Origin of the sequence: Nonomuraea typhae (assembly GCF_009760925.1) — a bacterium.
Lineage (GTDB): Bacteria > Actinomycetota > Actinomycetes > Streptosporangiales > Streptosporangiaceae > Nonomuraea > Nonomuraea typhae.
In genome coordinates this window covers 178,368-197,383 of sequence record NZ_VRLV01000008.1, presented here as the reverse complement: position 1 = coordinate 197,383, position 19,016 = coordinate 178,368, and the positions used below count along the sequence as shown (strand labels likewise).

The window sequence follows — 19,016 nt, the reverse complement described above, 5'->3', positions numbered from 1 at the left end:
ATCTCCGTCCCCGGTCTCAGTCGTAGACCGGCTCGGCGGCAAGGAAGCGGCGGTCGAGCAACTCCGGCGTGTAGGTCAGCCCAGTGAGCTCGTCAGCCAGCTTGAAGGCCCGCTCCAGGGCGTCGTCGATCTCCTCCGCATCGGGGTCGAGCCCGAGCCTGCGCATCCGGTCGAGCAGCCGGTCGGGCTCGGCGCCTACGCGGCTGTCGGGTATTTCCGGGTCGAACCAGGTGATCCCACGGCCGTCGACCGCGTAGAGGAAGCTGTCGTTGGCGTAGTCGTGCCGGCAGACCGATACCAGCTCGGCGGCATGGGAAACCTTCGTGTACACCTCCTCGTCCACGGCCGTCTTCCACCCGCCTGGTTCGACGAGGACGGTCCAGTCGCCGAGTGAGGCGGCGCCGATCCAGCCCGCCGAGTCCTCCGCGTATTCCTCCCATGAGCGGCTGGCCAGCTCGTCGATGGATAGTTCCGTAAAGGTGTCCTCATCCACCCCGAACCTGCGCAGCACCTCCTCCGGCGCCACGCCGCGCACGAAAGACACGCAATAGATCTCGCCGAGGTCGGCCACGGCAACTCCTTCGATCGGATACGCCCGGCATCATGACAGCCGCGACCGACAATCCCTCGGCCGAGGGAGGCGCCGGCCGCCAGGAGTTGAGATCATCGCTCCATGAGGCTCGTGAGCCGGTGGCGGAGGCTGCCCCCACTCACCCGTGACCTGGCGCTCGGCGCCGCCGGCCTGCTGGGCTGCCTGACGATGGCCGGCCTGGAGCTCCTCTGGGGCGGGCGCTCGCGCGGTTTCCCGGTCGAGCCCGCCGCGCTCGGACTCGCCGTGCTCATGTGCGCGCTGGTCGTCGGGCGCCGCCGGTTACCCGTGCTCACCGGGCTGGCCTGCACCGCCGTCATGACGGCCGGGCATCTGGCGGGCGTCTGGGTGCCGGGCAGCGACATCCTGGTGCTGGCCGTCTTCGTCTCGGCCGCCTACCATCGCCCGCCCCTCCCGGCCGGGCTCGGAGTCTCCGCCGCCATGCTCTCCGGCGTGGTGATCAACCAGGCGTACGCCGGAGCGGCCGTCAGCCCCGCCATGGTGATCGAGGCGCTGCTGCGCGGGCTGATGCTGGTCGGGGTCGGGGTCGCGCTGCGGCTGGAGCGGGAACGACGGGCCCAGCTGCAAGGCCGGCTGGCCGCGGGGGAGCTGGAGCAGCGCCTGCGCATCGCCGGAAAGATCCACGACGTGGTCGGGCACCACCTGGTCGCGATCCGGATGCAGGCCGTGGGCGGACGTCGGGCGGGCGCCGAGGCGCAGGGGCAGACGCTGGGCACCATCTCCGATCTGGCCGACGAGGCGCTGGCGCAGGTCCGCGGCCTGCTCGCCGCCCACACCGCGCCGGGCGAAGGGCTCGCCGGGCTGCCCCACCTGGTCCGCCGCCTCGGGGGAGGCGGCCTGGAGGTACGGCTGGCGCCGCTGCCCGACCCGGGTGACGTGCCGCCGGCCGTACAGGAGGCGGCCTATCACATCGTGCGCGAGGCGCTCACGAACACCGCCAAGCACGCGCGCGGGAGCACGGCCGACGTGCGCGTCACCACCTCGGCGCACACGCTGCGGGTCGAGGTCCGCGACGACGGCGGCCGCGGTGACCCCGAAGCCGCGCCCAGCTGGGGCGTGTACGGCATGCGGGCGAAGGCCGAGGCGCTGGGCGGCACGTTCGAGGCCGGACCGGGGCCGGACGGCTGGCGGGTGACGGCCGAGCTGCCCCTGGCCGGGTCAGGCGGGGTCGCCAGGGGTGACGATGCCGTTTTCGTAGGCGTAGATGACCACCTGGGCGCGTGACTGCAGGTTCAGCTTGGCGAAGATGTGGTTCATGTGCGTCTTCACGGTGCCTTCGCCGATGCCGAGGCGGCGGGCGACGTCGCGGTTGGACAGGCCGCGGGCCACGTGCCGGACGATGTCGTGCTCGCGCGGGGTCAGCGTCTCGGCCGGGGCCGTGAGGATGCCGGGCGACGGGGGCGTGCCGTGGGCGAACCGCTGGATGAGGCGGCGGGTCACCTGCGGGTCGATCAGGCCGTGGCCCCGGTGGGCGAGCCGGACGGCCTGGATGTACATCTCGGGCGGGCCGTCCTTCAGCAGGAACCCGGCGGCGCCGGCACGCAGGGTGCCGAACAGGTACTCGTCCAGGTCGAACGTGGTCAACGCGAGCACCGCGGGGCGCGGGCCGCGGGCGCAGATGCGGCGGATCGCGGTCAGGCCGTCGGTGCCGGGCATCCGGATGTCGATGAGCATCACGTCGGGCTCGAACCGGCGGGCGACCTCCTCCGCCGCCTGCCCGTCGCCGGCCTCGGCGACGATCTCGATGTCGGGCTCGGATCGCAGATAGAACCGGAGGGCCTGCCGTACCGCCGGCTGGTCGTCTACCACGGCCAGTCGGATCATCACGGTTCACAAGGTAGCGGGTGCGGCCCGGGGACCGGGCCGCACCGGGCGTCCGTTACCGCTTCGCCCATCTGCGAGCCTCGAAGGCGTCGACGGCCTTGCCGAGGCGGGCGAGCTTCTCGGTGGAGGTCACCGGAAGGATGCCGGGCTCGGCCGGCGGCCGGTTGGCGTCGGTGTACTGGGTGCCGAGATTGGTGAAGGCGACCACGATGTAGTGCCTGCCGTCCTTGCCGGGCAGCGAGCGCACGATGCCGGCGTCGGCGCCGGAGTTGTTGACCCAGCCGGTCTTGTGGGCGAAGCTCACCTCGGCCGCGTCGTTGCAGGGGCGCACGTCACGGCCGAACCTGTTGCCCGCGACGGTGACGGTGCCGTCGGCGCCGATCCAGCGCTGGGCGACCGTGTGCGGGATGCCGGGGGCCGGGTACGCGCCGCCGCACCGGTTGACGGTGGAGAGCATGTCGTTCCAGCCCTGGTCGGCCAGGTGCCGTTTGAACACCTGGCGGGAGGAGGCGCTCAGCACGCCGGAGGTCACCGGCGAGCCGTTGGGCGCGGTCCAGGCGCGGCCGGGCACGCCGTTGATCAGCGCCAGCAGCTTGGCGGTGTCGAGCGAGCTCATCGTGACCGGGTTGGACCACCGGCCGCCGGTGGCCGGGTTGGTGTTCTTGAACTGCAGAGTCTCCAGGCCGAGGTCCTGGAAGGTCTGGTTGAGCTCGGTCACGGCGCCCTTGTCGTGAAGGAGCTTGACGAGGGCGCAGGTGGACGGGTTGTTGGAGGAGGTGAGCGCGGCCTCCAGGTACGTGCCGACGGTCTTGCTGGTCGGGTTCTGGGTCTCACACAGCGCGCTGGTCTCGGTGGGCCGGTAGTCGTAGGTGTCGGTGAGGGCGATCGTGCCCTTGTCCACCAGGCGCAGCACCCCGAAGGCGACCATCAGTTTCAGGACGGAGGCCGGGTAGGGGGACATGAAGTCGATGGGTGCGTTCTCCCGGCCGGGCACGATGTCGACGGTGCCCTTGCCCTGGTTGGCGTACCAGCCGGCGTCGTCCCACTGCCGCCAGCGGACGGCGGTGGTGCGGAAGTTCCGGTCCACCGGGACGATGACGCCGTCCGGGTGGTCCGGGCTCATCAGCACGGTGCCGGAGGACGTCGGCCGGCCGTAGCGGTCGAGCTCGAGGACGGTCACGTCGAGCTGCGGCTGCTGGACGATGGGCTGGGGATCGGCCGCGGCGAACCGGGCGGCGTAGCCGGCGGGCGACTCGGCCAGTTTCTCCTCGACCTCGGCGAGCCTGCGCGCCTGGGCCGAGCCGGGCGGGGCGAGGTCGAGCACCTCCTGGAAGCGGGCCTCGTCCATGGTCCGCTTCAGGAACGCGGAGACCGGGCTGGGCCGTCCTTCGGCCGCGGCCTGGGCGGGGGTGACACCCAAGGTCCCCAGGGTCGTCAGGAAGAGGGTGCCGGCGGCTACCCCCGCGGCGGCGCGGCGGCTCTTCTGAAATATCGACATGTCAGGTGATCTTAGGGAGGGATCTTGGTCCGGGGTGGAGAAACCTGGGCAGGAGGCGGGTTTGCGCAGGTGGGCGGGGGTCGGCGGATTGGCGTGGTGCTGACACCAAGTTGCCGGCATGGTCAGTGCGCCACCCGGGATGTCCGTGAGCTCCGGGCGCCGGAACCTCCTCGAGCAGTATGTCCTTGGTCATAGGCGGCGTCATACCCTGGGGCGATGTGCCGGTCCCGCCCTCCCGGCATGCTTGGCGGCATGGATCCCGAAGCCGTCACCCGCCGCCTGTACGACGCGCTGGCCGCCGGTGATCTCGAGGCATACCGGGCGCTGATCGCCGAGGACGTGGTCTTCCACGTCGACGGGACGAGCATCGTGGCCGGTACGCATCGGGGGATCGACGCCGTCGTACGGCTCGGCACGCTGGTCCTCGGGGAGACCGGCGGCACCTTCCGCACCGACTTACGCTCGGTGCTGGCCAACGATTCGCACGCGGTGGTCCTGCACCACTGGACGGCCGAGCGCCGCGGGCGCCGGATCGCGATGGACAACGTCAACGTCTACCGCTTCGAGAACGGCCTGGTGGCCGAGCGCTGGGAGGTCATCGCCGACCAGGAGGAGCATGACGCGTTCTGGGCGGGGTGAGATGGGCTGGGGCGGCACGGGTTAGGGGGTGACGGGCTGGAGGGGTATCGGGGCGGCGTTCTTGGCGGGCATGGGCACTCCTACCCGGATCTCGCCGACACAGGGGCGTGCGCCGCCCGGTGACGTGATGGTCAGTTCCTGCCCGCCGCCCTTCACGGTGGCGTAGGTCCAGCCGAGGTCCTTGCCCGCCTGGACGTCGGCCGAGCCGGCGCCCAGGCCGATCGAGAGCCGGGCGGGGGCGGGGTTCAGGTAGCTGACCTGGACGGTCCACGTGCCCTGGGGGAGAGGCAGGGGCAGGCGGAAACGTTCGGTGCCGGAGCCGATCGGGCGGCAGGCGGCGCCGGCCGGGAGGGTCAGGCCCTCGATGTCCACCGGCCGCAACCGGCCGCGGTCGTCGAAGGTCATCAGGTTGCGCACGGGTCCGTCGAGCTTCCGGACCCAGGTGACCGGGCGCCCGGCGATCGGGCCGAGCACTCGGGAGGTGAGGGCGTAGTCGTAGAAGAAGATCGGGTAGACGACCTTGGCGGGCACGTGGGTGTCCAGGACGACGAGGCCGGAGGGGGCCCGGCGCAGGGCGATGCGGCCGGTCTCGACGTAGGACCTGACGTGGACGCCGAGGGGGAGGCGGGTGTACTGAGTGATCGACCAGATCGATCCGGCGGTGAAGACGGCGGCCAAGGGGATCCACACGAAGCGCAGCCGGCGCTCGCCCTCGCGCGGGACGAACGCCAGCGCCAGCACGATCGCCAGCAGGGTGGCGGTGGGCGCGACGTAGCGCAGCTCGAACCCGCCCAGGTCCGGGCCCAGTTGCTCGATCCGGCCGATCATCACGGGCACGACGTCGGCCAGCGCGAAGTACCCGAGCAGCATGAGCCAGGCCAGCCAGGCCCGCCGCCGGTAGCGGATCGTCAGCGCCACGACGAGGGCGGCCGCGCCGAGCCCGGCCCAGATGGCGGGCTCCGGGGTGGCGGCGATGGCGTAGTCGTCGCCGATCGGGTGCCAGCGCCACGGCCCGCCGAGGGAGGAGGCGACGAGCGAGCCGGAGAACAACCGCCAGGCGAAGGCGGCGGCCACGCCCAGCGGGGGCAGGCTCGGCTGGATGGTGTCGTTGGTCAGCTGGACCGAGGTGAACAACGCCGGGAACAGGATCGCCGCGTACCCGGCCACGACCGTGACGTAGAGAGCCCATGCCGGCCACTGCCACCGGCGGATGCCGCCCAGCCAGCCGGCGGTGAGCACGAACGCCAGCACCGGGATGAACGGCGCCTTGACGAAGAAGACCATCGCGAAGACCGTCCACCCGGCGGCCGCCAGCGCGTGCCGGAAGCGGCGGGTCCTGACGTAGAGCACGTGCGCGGCCAGGGCCATCGGCAGCGCGACCTGGAACGGCAGCGTCTCGATGACCACCGCCCACCAGGACAGCGACGAGATCGTCAGCGGGGTGAGCAGATAGAAGCCGAAGGGGACGAGGATCGCCGGGCGGGAGCCGTACAACAGGAAGAGCAGCCGCAACAACGCCAGGGCGGCCGCGCCCATGAGCACGATGGTGATCACGTGCATGAGCACGTCGTTGTAGACGCCGAGGCGGCCCATGGCCCAGTGGACGCCGAACGGGCCGGGCATCAGGTGCCCGTACTCGGCCCGCATCAGGTAGTCCCAGGTCAGGTCGTTCTCCAGGCCGCGGGCGATGAAGGTGAAGTCGTCCTGCCTGAAGTAGGTCCGCCGGACCAGGTCGAACTTCCACACGAGCTGGACGGCGATCATCACCATGGCCGTGGCGAGCACGCCGTCGCCGCGCAGCCACTGCTTGGGCTCCACCACGGTCTCGCTCGCCGCCGTCACGCATGAAGGCTAACGACGCCGTTGATCCCGATGGAATGGGCGTTGTCCGGTTGTGATGTGGTGTTATATCGGAATGTTTCCGCAGGTGTCGCGCTATGGGCGCTGGGCTGCCCTGCTCGGCCTCGCCCTGGGCGCCCTGTGCGTCGGCCCCGGCCTGGCACCTGGCTACATCCTTCTCCAGGACATGGTCTTCGTCCCCGACCCCGCCTTCTCGTCCTTCACCTTCGGCCTGACCGGCGGCGCACCGAGGGCCGTCCCCAGTGACCTGGTCGTGACCGCTCTGGCCCAGATCGTGCCCGCGGACCTGGTGCAGAAGCTCGTCCTGCTGGGCGTCTTCATGCTCGGCTGCTCGGGCGCGGCCCTCCTGGTCCCCGCCGCCGCCCTCGCGCCCCGGCTGGTCGCGGGCGCCTTCTACGTCTGGAACCCCTACGTGGCCGAGCGGCTGCTCATGGGGCAGTGGGCGCTGCTGCTCGGGTACGCGGGGCTGCCCTGGGTGGTGCGCGCCCTGATCCGCCACCGGCTCCCCGCCGCCGCCCTCCTGCCCGCCGCCGTGGGCGGGTTCGCCGCGATGACCGTCACCGCCCTCACGGCCCTGCCCGTCGCTCTCCGGGGCGCGATCCGTGCGGGTACGGCGGGGCGGGAGGGCGTGGCTGAGCGGGAGGGTGTGGCGAGGTGGAGGCCGGCGGGAGGGGTGGCCGGGTTGCTGGTGGCCTTCAGCCTTCCGTGGCTGGTGACCGCGCTGATCCGTCCCGACGGCCTGATCGGCGACCCGGTGGGCGTGGACGCCTTCGCGGTCCGGGCCGACGGACCCCTCGGCACGATCGGCAGCGTGTTGTCCCTGGGCGGCATCTGGAACGCCTGGGCGGTGCCGCCGGGCTTCGACGACCCGGTGAGCGCGGTGGCCAGGCTCGCCCTGGTGCCGGCCGGGGTCGTGGGGTTCTGGTTCGCGTGGCGTGGCGGCCCGGCGGGCGGCGAGGCCGGCGGCCAAGGGCTTGGCGGATTGGCCGTGGCGGCAGGGACGGGGCTGCTGATCGCCTGCCTGGGAGCGGTGGAACCCGGCAGGGAGGTGCTCAAGGCGTTGATCGGTGTCTGGAGTGGCTTCGCGGTCTTCCGTGACGGTCAGCAGTACCTGGCACCCCTGGCGCTTCTGGTGGCCGTGGGGCTGGGGGCGCTGACAGCGAGGGTGACCGCCCGGTGGGCCGTGGCCATGGCGCTGGTGCCGCTGGCTGTCCTGCCGACCATGGCGTGGGGGGTTTCCGGCGCCCTGGCGGCCGTGCCGTACCCGGAAAGCTGGATGCGGGCGCGGGAGATCGTCGCACGGAACCCGGCGCCGGGTGACGTGCTGGTGTTGCCGTTCGAGTCCTACCGGCGCTTCCCGTGGAACGCCGGCCGGGCGGTGCTGGATCCGGCGCAGCGCTTTTTCGCGACCGCGGGCAGGGACGTGGTGGTCAACGACTCGGTCAGGGTCGGCGATCTGGTGGTGGGGACGGAGGATGCGCGGGCCAAGAGGGTGGCGGGGATGCTGGGGGAGCCCGTGCGGCTGGCGGGGGCGGGGATCCGGTTCGTGGTGGTGGATGTGCCGGGTGCTGAGGGGCCGCTGCCGGGGGCGCGGCTGGTGATGGACGCCCCGGATCTGCGGCTTTATGAGCTCGGCGGGGGCATTACGGGCTAGGTTGACCACCTCCCCGACAAGTCCGGAATATTAAGATTCCGTCTAGCTACTTCCGAGTAGCTAGAATTGGTTCTAGGTTTGTGACGGCCCCCCACATCGCAAGCCCGCTAGAGGAGGAACCCCCGTGATGAAGATCCTCTTAGCAGCCATCATCGGCATCGCCGTGGCCGCTCTGGTGACGACGATCACCACCGTTTCGCTGACGGGTTCTACGGCCACACCTGTCAACAGGCCGCTTTACAACTACGGCGACCGGTAGACCACACGCCATGCCGCCCTCCCCCCAAGGGGACGAGAGGACGAGCCGAACACCACTGCTGGAGATCGTCGTTCCCGCCCGCAACGAGGAACGGCGACTTCCCGGGGGCCTATTGCAGCTGTGCGCGAAGCTTGCCCAAATGCCGTTCCCAACCGCCGTCATCGTCGTCGACAACAACAGTACGGACACCACCGCCGACATCATCAGGAACTGGCCGGAAAGTGAGGTGCCGGTCCGGCTCGTCCAGTGCGCCATCCCTGGCAAGGGAGCCGCGGTACGCGCCGGTCTGCTGGTGACGAAGGCCCCGCTCGTCGGATTCTGCGACGCCGACATGGCCACCGACCTCGAGGCCATCACCGTGGCCGTCGGGCTGCTGCTCGGTGGCGAACGCGTGGTCATCGGGTCGCGGGCGCACGCCTTCTCCGAGGTCGAGAACCGCCACAGCCGGGTGCGCGAACTCGGCGCGGTGGGCTTCCGCGCGCTCGCGCGGCGCCTGGTGCGCGGGGTGAGCGACACCCAGTGCGGTTTCAAGTTCTTCGACGGCCGCCTGGCCCGCGAGGTCGCCGCGCGACTGCGCACGCCGGGGTTCGCCTTCGACGTGGAACTCCTGGCCCGCTGCGCCGCGGCAGGCGCTCAGGCGATGGAGATCCCCATCCAATGGCGGGACATGCCAGGATCGCGCTTCTCCCCGGCCCGGCACAGCGCCGGCATCGTGCTGGAGCTCGGCCGGATCTGGCTGCGCCTGCACGCCGAGTCCCACGGTGTCGTGCGGCCCGCGTGGGAGCACGCGCCCGACCCCGTCGGATCTCCGTGATCCCGTCAGAACTCGCCGGTCAGCGGATCGCCGTCGTCAACTGGCGAGACCCCTGGCACCCTGCGGCCGGCGGCGCGGAGACGTACGCCTGGCAGATGGCCAGCCGCTTCGCCGCCGCGGGCGCCCTGGTGTGCTTCGTGACGGCTCGGGCGCCTGGCCAGGCCCGCCGCCAGACGGTCGACGGGGTACGGCTGGCCAGAATGGGCGGGTTGTTCACCGTCTACCCGCTGGTGCTGCTGTGGCTGCTGCGCCGCCGGAGCAGGTTCGACGTGGTGCTCGACTGCCAGAACGGGATCCCGTTCTTCACTCCGTGGGTGCTGCACCGCCGTACCAGGGTGATCTGCGTCGTCCACCACGTGCACGACCGGCAGTTCGGCGTGCACCTGTCACGCTGGCAGGCCATGCTCGGCCGCTTCCTCGAAGGCCCTGCCTCGCGCTGGACCTACCGGGGGCGGCAGAGCGTCGCGGTCTCGCCCTCGACCGTCGCGGCCATGCGGGAACGGCTGAACTGGCTGGGCCCGATCGCCATCGTCCCCAACGGGGTCGAGCCCGGCAGCCCGCGGGCGGCGCGCAGCCGGGCGCCCAAGCTGGTGTGCGTGGGCAGGCTGGTCGCGCACAAGCGGGTGGACCTGCTGCTCGACGCCGTGCCGGACCTGCGTGCGCGCTGGCCGGGGCTGACCGTGGACATCGTCGGGCGCGGCCCCGAGGAGGAGCGGCTGCGCGCACGGCTGCCCGAAGGCGTCACCATGCACGGCTACGTGCGGGAAGAAGTCAAGGAGGAGCTCATTTCCACCGCGTGGCTGCAGGTCAACGCCTCCCAGGGGGAGGGCTGGGGGCTGTGCGTGCTGGAGGCGGCCGCGCTCGGCGTGCCCACGGTCGCCTTCGACGTGGACGGCCTCAGGGACGCCATCCGGCACGGCGAGACCGGGTGGCTGGTGGCCGAGGGCGCCGACCTGGCCAAAGGGGTGGCGGCCGCGATCGACGAACTGGACGGCACCCAGAGCGACAGGTGCCGGAGCTGGGCTTCCGGGTTCCGCTGGGACAACAGCGCGGAACGGCTGGCGACGCTGGCCCTCGGCCGCCCGGTCGGCCGGATGCGGGTGTTCGGCTGGGAGCTGACGTGACCCGGTCAGCCGAGGCGAAACCGGAAGCAGGCGTGACGCAGGAGGCCGGGGCGAAGCCGGGAGCCGGTATGACACGGGCAGCCGGGGCGAAGCCGGGAGCCGGTGTGAGCCCTGGTGTTCCGGTCGGTGCGCGGGCCCGGCATCGGGTCTGGCTGGTGCTGTGCTGTCTCGGCTTCGCCGTACTCGCCTTCACCACGAGCCCGGGCGCCATCATCTCCGACACCAAGATCGACCTGGCGCTCAACCCGGTCGGCTGGCTGGAGCGCCTGGCCCACCTGTGGGACGCCCAGCACTTCGGCCAGCTCCAGAACCAGGTGGCCGGGTACCTCTTCCCGATGGGCCCGTTCTTCGCCCTCGGCGACCTGGTCGGCCTGGACGCCTGGGTGACGCAGCGGCTCTGGCTGACGCTGCTCATGTGCGTGGCCTTCCTGGGCGTGGAGCGGCTGGCCAGGCAGCTCGGCATCGGCAGCGACGGCACCCGGATCGCCGGCGCCCTGGCCTACGCGCTGGCGCCCCGGGTGCTGTCGATCATCGGGGAGATCTCCGCCGAGTGGCTGCCCGCCGCGATGCTGCCGTGGATCCTGCTGCCGCTGCTGACCGCGGCGGAGACCGGCCAGCGGGCCCGGGCGGCGGTCAGGTCCGGCCTGGCCGTCGCGTTGTGCGGCGGCGTCAACGCGGTGGCCGTGCTGGCCGTGCTGGTCGTGCCGGTGATCTACATCCTGACCCGGCCGAAGCCGGTGCCGCGCTGGCGGATGCTCGGCTGGTGGGGCGGCGCGGTGGGCGTGGCCACGGTGTTCTGGTGGCTGCCGCTGCTGCTGGTGGGCCGCTACGCCTTCTCGTTCCTGCCCTACACCGAGACCACCAGCGCCACCACCCAGGTCACCTCGCTGACGAACGTGCTGCGCGGCGCCTCCGACTGGGTGCGTTTCCTGACCGTCAACGGCGTGGAGACCCAGCCGCCCGGGTACGCCATCGCGACCTCCGCGCTCATGATCGTGGTGACCGCGGTGATCGCCGCGCTCGGCCTGGCCGGTCTGGCCCATCGTGACCTGCCCGCCCGCGGCTTCGTGATCGCGATGTTCCTGGTGGGCGTCGTGGCGCTGACCGCCGGGCACATGAGCGCGCTGGAGCCGGTCGTGGCCGAGCCCGTGCGCTGGCTGCTCGACGGGCCGCTCGCGCCGCTGCGCAACCTGCGGAAGTTCGACCCCCTGGTACGGCTGCCGCTCGCGCTGGGCCTGGCCCACCTGCTGGTTCGCGTCAGGGTGCCGGTCAAGGCGGTCGCCGTGGCCGCGTTCGCGGTGCTGGTGCTGCCCGTGTTCAACCAGGGCCTGGCCGCTCCCGGGTCGTTCAAGGAGGTGCCGCTCTATTGGCGCGAGGCGGCGGCCTGGCTCAACCAGAACGCCGGTGACGACGGGGTGCTGATCGTGCCCGGCGCGAAGTTCGGCGAGTACCTGTGGGGCCGGCCGATGGACGACCCGATGCAGCCGATGTTCACCGCACGCTGGACGACCCGGCAGGTGACGGCGGCGGGCTCGGTCGGCCTGAGCCGCCTGCTCGACGCGGTGGACCAGCGCCTGGCCGCCGGGCACGGCTCGCCCGGCCTGACCGACGTGCTGCGCCGCATGGGCGTGCGCTATCTGCTGGTCCGCAACGACCTCAACCGGGCCGTCGTGGCCGGCGCCTACCCGGCCAGGATCTACGAGGCGCTGCGCGAGTCGCCCGGCATCACCCGGCTGCACGCGTTCGGCGGCGAGGTGGGCGACACCGTCACCGACGACGCCGAGAACTCCGTCGACTGGCCCTTCCCCGCCCTGGAGCTGTACGAGGTCTCCGGGAGTTCGGGCGTGGTCGGCGTGCTCCCGGCCGGCGACACGCTGGCCGTACGCGGCGGGCCGGACTCGCTGCTGTCCATGGGCGACCTCGGCCTGCTCGGCGACGCGCCCGTGCTGGTCAACGGCGACGCCGGCACCCGCGAGGCGCCCGCCGTGGTCAGCGACGCGCTCCGGCTGCGCGAACGGCACTTCGGCGAGATGCGCTCCAACTACTCGCCGACCCTGACCGCCGACCAGCGCGAGGAGTTCACCGGCGTGCGCGCCCTCGACCTGCTGGAGGACGGCTGGCTGGACGACACCGCCACCGCCGAGTACGACGGCGTCTCCGCCGTGACCGCCTCCTCCTCGGCCTCCGACGCCGCCGCGGTGCCCGGCATCAGCACCAGCGGACGCGGCCCCTGGGCCGCACTGGACGGCGACTACGAGACCAACTGGGAGACCAGCGGCTGGGAGCCGCCCACCGGCCAGTGGCTGCGCATCGACTTCCCCGGCGAGCGCACGCTGCCCGGCATGAAGGTCACCTTCACCAACAACGTGCTGATCGGCCAGTCCGTCAAGACGGTGGCCGTGGAGACCGAGGCCGGGCGCATCGTCCAAGACGTCGAGCAGACCAACTCCGCGCAGGCGCTGCGGGTGCCGTCCGGCGCCACGAGCTGGGTGCGGATCAAGGTGGTCGCCACCGTCGAGCAGTCGTGGAGCTTCGTGCAGCGGATCGGCGTCAGCGAGGTCTCCATCCCGGGCCTGCTGCCCAGCCGTACCGTCCGCCTGCCGCGCGCCACCGGCGAGGTGTACGTCATGGACCGCGGCGTGGACGAGCGCCCGCGCTGCATGCGCAACCAGGCCCGCTGGGTCTGCAACCCGCTGCTGGACAAGCCCGGGGAGGAGGGCGCCGGGTTCGACCGGACCTTCACCGCCGGCGACGCCGTCCAGACCGGGCTGAGCGGCTTCGCCGTCCTGCGCGACCCTGCGCTCGTCGACCGCTACACCCGCCTGACCGACGACCTGCCGAGCGTGAAGGGCTCGTCGCAGGTCAGCAAGGATCCGGTCGTGGCCCCGCGCGCGGCCTTCGACGCCGACGCGAGCACCACCTGGATCCCCGCCGGACCGGACGCCGAGCCGGCGCTGACTCTCGGCTGGAAGAAGCCGGTGACGATCTCGCGCATCCAGATCGCCCGCCCGGGCGGCGACAAGGAGCCGCTGGACGTCATCGCCACCGGCGACAAGGGCGTCTCCCGCGGCGCCCGGGTGACCGCGGCCGGCTACTTCACCTTCAAGCCCATGACCACGCGCACCCTGAAGCTCCGCTTCTTCGCCGCCTCCCGGCGCCTGCAGGTCACCGAACTGATCATCCCCGGTGTACGGCCGGCCGCCCGGCCCGAGGGCATCCCGTTCCGTCTCGGCTGCGGGCAGGGGCCGTCCGTGCAGCTGAACGGCAAGCGGGTCGCCACCAAGGTCAGCGGCACCTACGCCGACCTGCTGGAACAACGGCCGGTGCGGTTCGTGAGCTGCGCCAGGGCCGCCGTCGCGGCGGGCGACAACCGGGTCAGGATGCCCGGCTGGGAGCCGTGGGCGCTGTCCACCCTGATGATCGGCTCGGTCCAGCCGGGGACGCCCGCGGTCGCCGGGGCGGCCGTGCAGGGCACCTGGACGCCGTCCGTGCGCGAGGTCCGGGTCACCGCGCCCAAGGACTCCTTCCTCGTCGTCAACGAGAACTTCAACCAGGGCTGGCAGGCGAAGCTGGACGGCCAGACCCTGCGCCCGGCGCGGATCGACGGCTGGAAACAGGCGTGGGAGCTGCCCGCGGGCACCACGGGCACCGTCCGGATGGAGTACCTGCCGGACCGCACCTACTGGTACGCCCTGGCCGCCGGGCTCGCGGGGATCGCGGTGCTGGCCCTGCTCGCGCTGGTGATGCGGGGGCCGCGGCCCGAGCACGTGCTGCAGACCGCCCCTGCCGCCGACTCCCGGCTGGGCCGGTGGCGGGTGCCGTACGTGATCGTGCTCGCGCTCGTCTTCGGCGGCTGGGTGGCGAACTGGCCGGGCATGATCGCGGTGTCCGTGGTCACGGCCGTGGTGGTGTTCCGGCTGCGGTCGCCGTGGCTGGGAGCGGTGCTGCTCGTGGCCGCCGGGGCCGCCGTGGCGGCCGGCATCCGCTTCGGCCTGCCGGTGCTGACCGACCAGGTCTCCCAGCTCCTCGCGTGCGGGGCGATGGGGGCGTTGTTCGGGGCGCTGGTCAGCGTGCCGGAGCCGCCGGCGCCCCGGCTTCGGCAGCAGGCGGCGGAGCAGGAGCTCGCCGCCGCCCGCTGAGGCGCAGCGCGCTCTCCTCGACGAGGTGGTAGCTGCCCGCGCTGACCAGCAGCGTGCCGATCAGCGTGAACGCGGCCACCGGCCAGAAGTTGCCGTTGAACGGCTCGGCGCCGGTCACCTTGTAGTACAGGGTGATCACCGGGGCGTGCCACAGGAAGACGCTGTAGGAGATGCGGCCCAGGTAGGCGGAGACCGGGTTGCCCAGCACCCGGTGGCGCAGCGCGCCCGTCCTGGGCGCCAGCGCGAACGGGGCCACGACCAGCACCGCCACCGCCGTCTCCAGGATCATCCGCCACAGCGACTGCGACATCGACGGCAGCGACAGCGTGCGCGGCCCGGCCAGCTCCGTGCTCAGCATCGCGTACAGCAGCACCGCCAGCACCAGAAGCTGCGGGGCCAGCGAGTCCACCGCCCGCGACTCCTTGATCCACACCGATAGCACGGCCATCGCCATGCCCGCGGCGAAGTAGATGAGGTGGTGCGGCAGCCACAGGGCCAGCTGCGGCTGGTCCCACACGTGCGCGGCCACCACGGTCGCGATCGAGATCACCGGCAGTACGGCGATGCCGCCCAGCAGCCTGACCGGCCGGTTGCCGCCCCGTGCCCACAGGCCCAGCAGCCAGGCCAGGATCGGCAGCGCCAGGTAGAAGGCGAGCTCGATGGGCATGGTCCACATCTGGTAGAGGCCGTCCGGGGCCTGGCCCTGGGAGGTGTAATTCTGGAGCATGAGCATCCAGGTGGCCCAGCCGTACCCGTCGAGGGAGCTCCACGCCCACAACGCCAGCGCGGTCACCAGCCAGTAGGCGGGGAAGACGCGCAGCAGGCGGCGCCACAGGTAGCGGGGCGTGCTCGGGGCCGGGCCGCCCTCGATGAACGTCTTCGCCCACGGGCGGAACAACAGCAGGCCGGAGAGCAGGAAGAAGATCGGCACCGCGATGCCCAGGCGGGTGGTCATCCAGGCGAACATGCCGTCGCGGTAGATGACGCCGGTGTTGCCGCCGACGTGCAGCAGCCAGACGCCGAGCGCCGCGAGCCCCCGGATCCCGTCGAGCGCGGCGTCTCGCCCGCCGCCGGCCGGCTCGGGGCGGGCAGGGGGGCGGCGGCCCGTGCCGGGGGTGCCGTAGACGAGTTTGTCCTCCGGGGGCTTTCTCACGGGCGTTTCCTCAGGACGAGCACCAGATTCCACGTCGCGAACTCCCTGATGATCGGGACCTTCAGCATGGGGCGGTACCACCCGGGCAGGTAGCGCGGCAGCGCGTCCACCAGCTCGGCCTCTCCGGTACGGCGGGCCCAGCGGAGCCCGGCGGCGATGGACACGGGGTACAAGCTCTCCTGGTACCGATTCTTCGGCGGCTTCCCGTGTTTTTCCTGATATTTCCGGGCGGCCCGCTCCCCGCCCAGGTAGTGCCACGGCGAGGTCTCGTGCCCGCCCCAGGGCGACAGCCAGTTGGTGTAGGCGAGGAAGACCAGCCCGCCCGGCCGGGTCACCCGGACCATCTCCCCGGCCATCCGCCAGGGGTCGGGCACGTGCTCCAGCACGTTGGAGGAGAAGCAGACGTCCACGCTGCCGTCGCGGAAGGGCAGGTCGAGGGCGCTTCCGAGCAGTCCGCCCCCGGCCAGCTCGCCCGCGTTGACGTCCACGCAGACGCACCGGGCGCCCCGCCGCCGGAACTCCCGGGCGAAGTACCCGGGCCCGCCGCCCACGTCGAGCACGGTCCGCCCACCCAGGTCCACATATTTCACGACCTGAGCGGCAGTGTCCGCAGCCAGCGTGGTGTAGTAGGCGTCCCCGTCGCTCTGCTCGGAGCGGAACGCGCGGAACAGCCGTAAGGACCGCGCGAGATCGGCGCGCACCGGAGTCTCTTCCATAGCCCAACCCACGTTAGAACCTGTTTCTATCGATTTGGTTGCGGGTCCATACCGCCCGGTGACGCATGTCACTCACTGTCATACTTTGGTGCCCTAGCGCCGGGTCATACGACAACACGTTCTAGGAGCCGTTGATGGGTCGCATTTCCACGCTCGTTCTCATCGGGGTCGGAGCGTTCTTCATCGCATTAGCCCCGCTGGTGAAGTTCTGGGCCGCGGAAAGGATCATCGCCGCTCCCGCGAACCAGTTCGGCATCTCGCGGCTGACCGCCACGAGCGCGCAGTATTTCTCCAGGCAGGATCTCAAGGTCCTCACCGCCGACCTCGACATCATCGTCACGACGCGTGGCGACGTGAAGGAGTCCAAGGACAACGTCGTGGTCTGGGACGAGGCCACGGTGGTCAACGACGTCACCAACCGGCGTCCCCAGATCGACCTGTCCGACCGGCGCAGCGCCTTCGACAAGTACACCGGCGCCGGCGTGAACTGCTGCGCCGTCAACGTCAAGAAGGCCCCGGTCACCCTCGAGGGCCAGATCTACAAGTTCCCGTTCGGCGTGGAGAAGAAGACCTACAAGGTGTTCAACGGCAGCGTGCAGAAGGCGTTCGACGCCACGTTCGTGCGCGAGGAGACGGTCAACGGCCTGCCCGCCTACGTCTTCGAGCAGCAGATCCCGGCCACCAAGACCGACACGCTGACCGCCCCCGCCTCCGTCCTCGGCATGACCGAGGAGGGCGACGTCCAGGTGGATCGCTGGTACGACGGCAAGAACACCTTCTGGGTCGAGCCGTCCACCGGCGCCCCGGTCAAGCAGGAGCAGCAGCGCCACGAGGTGCTGAAGACCCAGGACGGCGTCGAGCGCTCGGTGGCCTTCGTGGCCACGGCCAAGATGACCGACCAGACCGTCAGCGACCTGGTCTCCAGCGCCAAGAGCGGCAAGAGCCAGATCAACCTGCTCAAGAACACCATCCCGCTGGTGCTGCTGATCGTCGGCATCGCCTTCGTGCTGGCCGGTGCGCTGCTGGGCCGCCGCGCCGCCCGCTGATCGAGTACGGCGAGGCCCGTCCCCCGAAATCCGGGGACGGGCCTTTTCGTTGTCACCATTCGTAACTAGAACATGTTCTCGCAGAATGTTACCCGCCAGTACCAAGGATTCGCACTCGACTAGAACGTGTTGCAATTCAATCGACGGCGGGATTAACGTCAACCCATGCGAACCCGTGTCACGGAGATGTTCGGGATCGAACTGCCGATCTTCGCCTTCAGTCACTGCAGGGACGTCGTCGCCGCGGTCAGCCGCGCGGGCGGCATGGGCGTGCTCGGCGCCCTCTACTTCACCCCGGACGAGCTCGAGACGGAGCTCAAGTGGATCGACGACCACGTGGACGGCCGGCCGTACGGCGTGGACGTCGTCATGCCCGCCTCCTACGAGGGCGCCGACTTCGCGCCCGAGGAACTCGTCGGCAGGCTCCAGGGGATGATCCCCGAAGACCACCGCGCCTTCGTCGAGTCCCTCCTGGAGCGGCACGGCGTGCCCCCGCTGTCGGCCGCGGCGGAGGCGGGCAAGGTGCTGCTCGGCTGGACGGACGCCACCGCCCGCCCGCAGGTCGAGGTGGCCCTGCGGCACCCGATCGCCCTCCTGGCCAACGCCCTCGGCCCGCCGCCGGCCGACGTGGTCGAGCTCGCGCACCGGCACGGCGTGAAGGTGGCCGCGCTGGCGTCCACGCCCCGGCACGCGATCAAGCAGGTCGAGGTCGGCGTGGACGTCGTCGTGGCCCAGGGCACCGAGGCCGGCGGGCACACCGGCGAGATCTCCACCATGGTGCTCATCCCGCAGGTCGTGGACGCCGTGGACGTGCCCGTTCTGGCCGCGGGCGGCATCGGCAACGGCCGCCAGATGGCCGCGGGGCTCGCCCTGGGCGCGGAAGGCGTCTGGACCGGATCGCTCTGGCTCACCGTCGAGGAGGCCGACACCCCGGCCATGGCCAAGACCCGCATCCTGGCGGCCACCTCGCGCGACACCGTCCGCTCCCGCAGCTGGACGGGCAAGCCCGCCCGCCTGCTCAAGAACGCCTGGACCGACGCCTGGGAAGCCGCGGACTCCCCGGGCACGCTGCCGATGCCGCTGCAGTTCATGCTGGTCTCCGACGCGCTGCGGCGCATCGGCCGATCTGAGGCCGCCGAGCTGGCCACGTTCCCGGCGGGTCAGATCATCGGCATCACGAACCGCGTCAGGCCGGTCAGCGACGTCGTGTTCGAGCTGGTGGAGGAGTACGTCGAGGCGACCGAGCGGCTCGACGGGATCACGCGATCCTGACGGAGACCGAGTCGTACCCGCCGCCACCCGGGTAGTGCCAGGCGCCGGTCAGCGTGTCGCCGTCGGCGCTGAACGTGCCCCGGTAGTAGGCGGGCGAGCCCTTCTCGCCGCCCCAGATCGTCAGCGTGTCGCCGTCGAGCTCATAGACGTAGTCGTAGGTCTCGCCGCCGGCGCCGTAGTAGCGCGACTTGACGTCCGCGCTCGGCGCCTCGGCCCCGAACGGCATCTCGCGCCCGATGACCTCCATGCCCCGGACCGGGCCGTGGTCGCTGTCCATGGCGATGTCCTGGATGAGGAAGTGACGCCCCTCCATCCAACGGTAGGTGATCGTCCCGGTGGTGCCGCCGGAGACCTTCCACGTGCCGACGAGCCTGTCGTAAGTTTCCATGCCCTTATGACCGGCCGGCG

Annotated in this window: 16 protein-coding genes; 9 read left to right on the top strand and 7 right to left on the bottom strand. The window is 71.4% G+C overall.

What is annotated here, in order from left to right; all coding sequences use genetic code 11:
- Positions 1-16: 16 nt before the first annotated feature.
- Complete coding sequence (locus tag FVE25_RS29610; protein ID WP_246267624.1) at positions 17-571, bottom strand: DUF6461 domain-containing protein; 555 nt, start codon at positions 569-571, stop codon at positions 17-19.
- 102 nt (positions 572-673) lie between these two features.
- Here FVE25_RS29610 and FVE25_RS29605 point away from each other — a divergent pair, with 102 nt between their 5' ends.
- Positions 674-1,834 (top strand): sensor histidine kinase, encoded by a 1,161-nt coding sequence (locus tag FVE25_RS29605; protein ID WP_157250374.1) that lies wholly within the window; start codon positions 674-676, stop codon positions 1,832-1,834.
- Here FVE25_RS29605 and FVE25_RS29600 read toward each other — a convergent pair.
- Together FVE25_RS29600 and FVE25_RS29595 are read right to left on the bottom strand one after the other, a co-directional pair.
- The gene (locus FVE25_RS29600) at positions 1,769-2,434 is read right to left on the bottom strand and encodes a response regulator (RefSeq protein WP_157250604.1); all 666 of its coding nucleotides are present in this window, start codon (positions 2,432-2,434) and stop codon (positions 1,769-1,771) included. The two genes, FVE25_RS29605 and FVE25_RS29600, sit on opposite strands and share 66 nt — an antisense overlap.
- A 55-nt stretch (positions 2,435-2,489) precedes the next feature.
- Entirely contained in the window at positions 2,490-3,932 is a 1,443-nt protein-coding gene (locus FVE25_RS29595) for a serine hydrolase (protein ID WP_157250373.1), read from the bottom strand.
- 252 nt (positions 3,933-4,184) lie between these two features.
- On the opposite strand from FVE25_RS29595, the gene FVE25_RS29590 reads away from it, so the two are divergent.
- Positions 4,185-4,571: a nuclear transport factor 2 family protein gene (locus tag FVE25_RS29590; RefSeq protein ID WP_157250372.1), complete on the top strand. Its 387-nt coding sequence runs from the start codon at positions 4,185-4,187 to the stop codon at positions 4,569-4,571.
- Positions 4,572-4,592: 21 nt separating this feature from the next.
- On the opposite strand, the gene FVE25_RS29585 is transcribed toward FVE25_RS29590, so the two are convergent.
- On the bottom strand, positions 4,593-6,413 hold the full coding sequence (locus tag FVE25_RS29585; protein ID WP_157250371.1) for a DUF2339 domain-containing protein: 1,821 nt from the start codon (positions 6,411-6,413) through the stop codon (positions 4,593-4,595).
- An 85-nt stretch (positions 6,414-6,498) separates the two neighbouring features.
- Between FVE25_RS29585 and FVE25_RS29580 the strand changes: the two genes are divergently transcribed.
- The 5 genes from FVE25_RS29580 (at position 6,499) to FVE25_RS29565 (ending at position 14,421) form a co-directional block, all read left to right on the top strand.
- Positions 6,499-8,085 carry an MmpA family trehalose lipid delivery protein gene (locus FVE25_RS29580; protein WP_157250370.1) on the top strand — a complete coding sequence of 529 codons (1,587 nt, stop codon included), beginning with the start codon at positions 6,499-6,501 and terminating at the stop codon, positions 8,083-8,085.
- Positions 8,086-8,209: 124 nt separating this feature from the next.
- Positions 8,210-8,344 (top strand): hypothetical protein, encoded by a 135-nt coding sequence (locus tag FVE25_RS56445; protein WP_281367923.1) that lies wholly within the window; start codon positions 8,210-8,212, stop codon positions 8,342-8,344.
- 10 nt (positions 8,345-8,354) lie between these two features.
- On the top strand, positions 8,355-9,158 hold the full coding sequence (locus FVE25_RS29575) for a glycosyltransferase (protein ID WP_157250369.1): 804 nt from the start codon (positions 8,355-8,357) through the stop codon (positions 9,156-9,158).
- Positions 9,155-10,282: a glycosyltransferase family 4 protein gene (locus FVE25_RS29570; protein ID WP_246267623.1), complete on the top strand. Its 1,128-nt coding sequence runs from the start codon at positions 9,155-9,157 to the stop codon at positions 10,280-10,282. The genes FVE25_RS29575 and FVE25_RS29570 overlap by 4 nt, the downstream gene beginning before the upstream one ends.
- A gap of 104 nt (positions 10,283-10,386) precedes the next feature.
- A complete protein-coding gene (locus tag FVE25_RS29565) occupies positions 10,387-14,421 on the top strand; it encodes an alpha-(1->3)-arabinofuranosyltransferase domain-containing protein (protein ID WP_181019751.1) in 4,035 nt (1,344 codons plus the stop codon).
- Here the strand turns inward: FVE25_RS29565 and FVE25_RS29560 are convergent.
- Positions 14,348-15,574, bottom strand: a complete 1,227-nt coding sequence (locus FVE25_RS29560; RefSeq protein WP_157250367.1) for an acyltransferase family protein — start codon at positions 15,572-15,574, stop codon at positions 14,348-14,350. The two genes, FVE25_RS29565 and FVE25_RS29560, sit on opposite strands and share 74 nt — an antisense overlap.
- Positions 15,571-16,290, bottom strand: coding sequence for a class I SAM-dependent methyltransferase (locus FVE25_RS29555; protein ID WP_157250366.1), 720 nt, complete (start codon positions 16,288-16,290; stop codon positions 15,571-15,573). Before FVE25_RS29555 ends, FVE25_RS29560 begins: the two co-directional genes overlap by 4 nt.
- Positions 16,291-16,424: 134 nt before the next feature.
- Between FVE25_RS29555 and pgfA the strand changes: the two genes are divergently transcribed.
- Both pgfA and FVE25_RS29545 read left to right on the top strand, forming a co-directional pair.
- On the top strand, positions 16,425-17,336 hold the full coding sequence (gene pgfA / locus FVE25_RS29550; RefSeq protein ID WP_157250365.1) for a cell envelope lipid trafficking protein PgfA: 912 nt from the start codon (positions 16,425-16,427) through the stop codon (positions 17,334-17,336).
- Between the two features lie 165 nt (positions 17,337-17,501).
- Positions 17,502-18,608 carry an NAD(P)H-dependent flavin oxidoreductase gene (locus FVE25_RS29545; protein WP_157250364.1) on the top strand — a complete coding sequence of 369 codons (1,107 nt, stop codon included), beginning with the start codon at positions 17,502-17,504 and terminating at the stop codon, positions 18,606-18,608.
- Here the strand turns inward: FVE25_RS29545 and FVE25_RS29540 are convergent.
- Entirely contained in the window at positions 18,595-18,996 is a 402-nt protein-coding gene (locus FVE25_RS29540) for a hypothetical protein (protein ID WP_157250363.1), read from the bottom strand. The two genes, FVE25_RS29545 and FVE25_RS29540, sit on opposite strands and share 14 nt — an antisense overlap.
- Positions 18,997-19,016 lie beyond the last annotated feature (20 nt).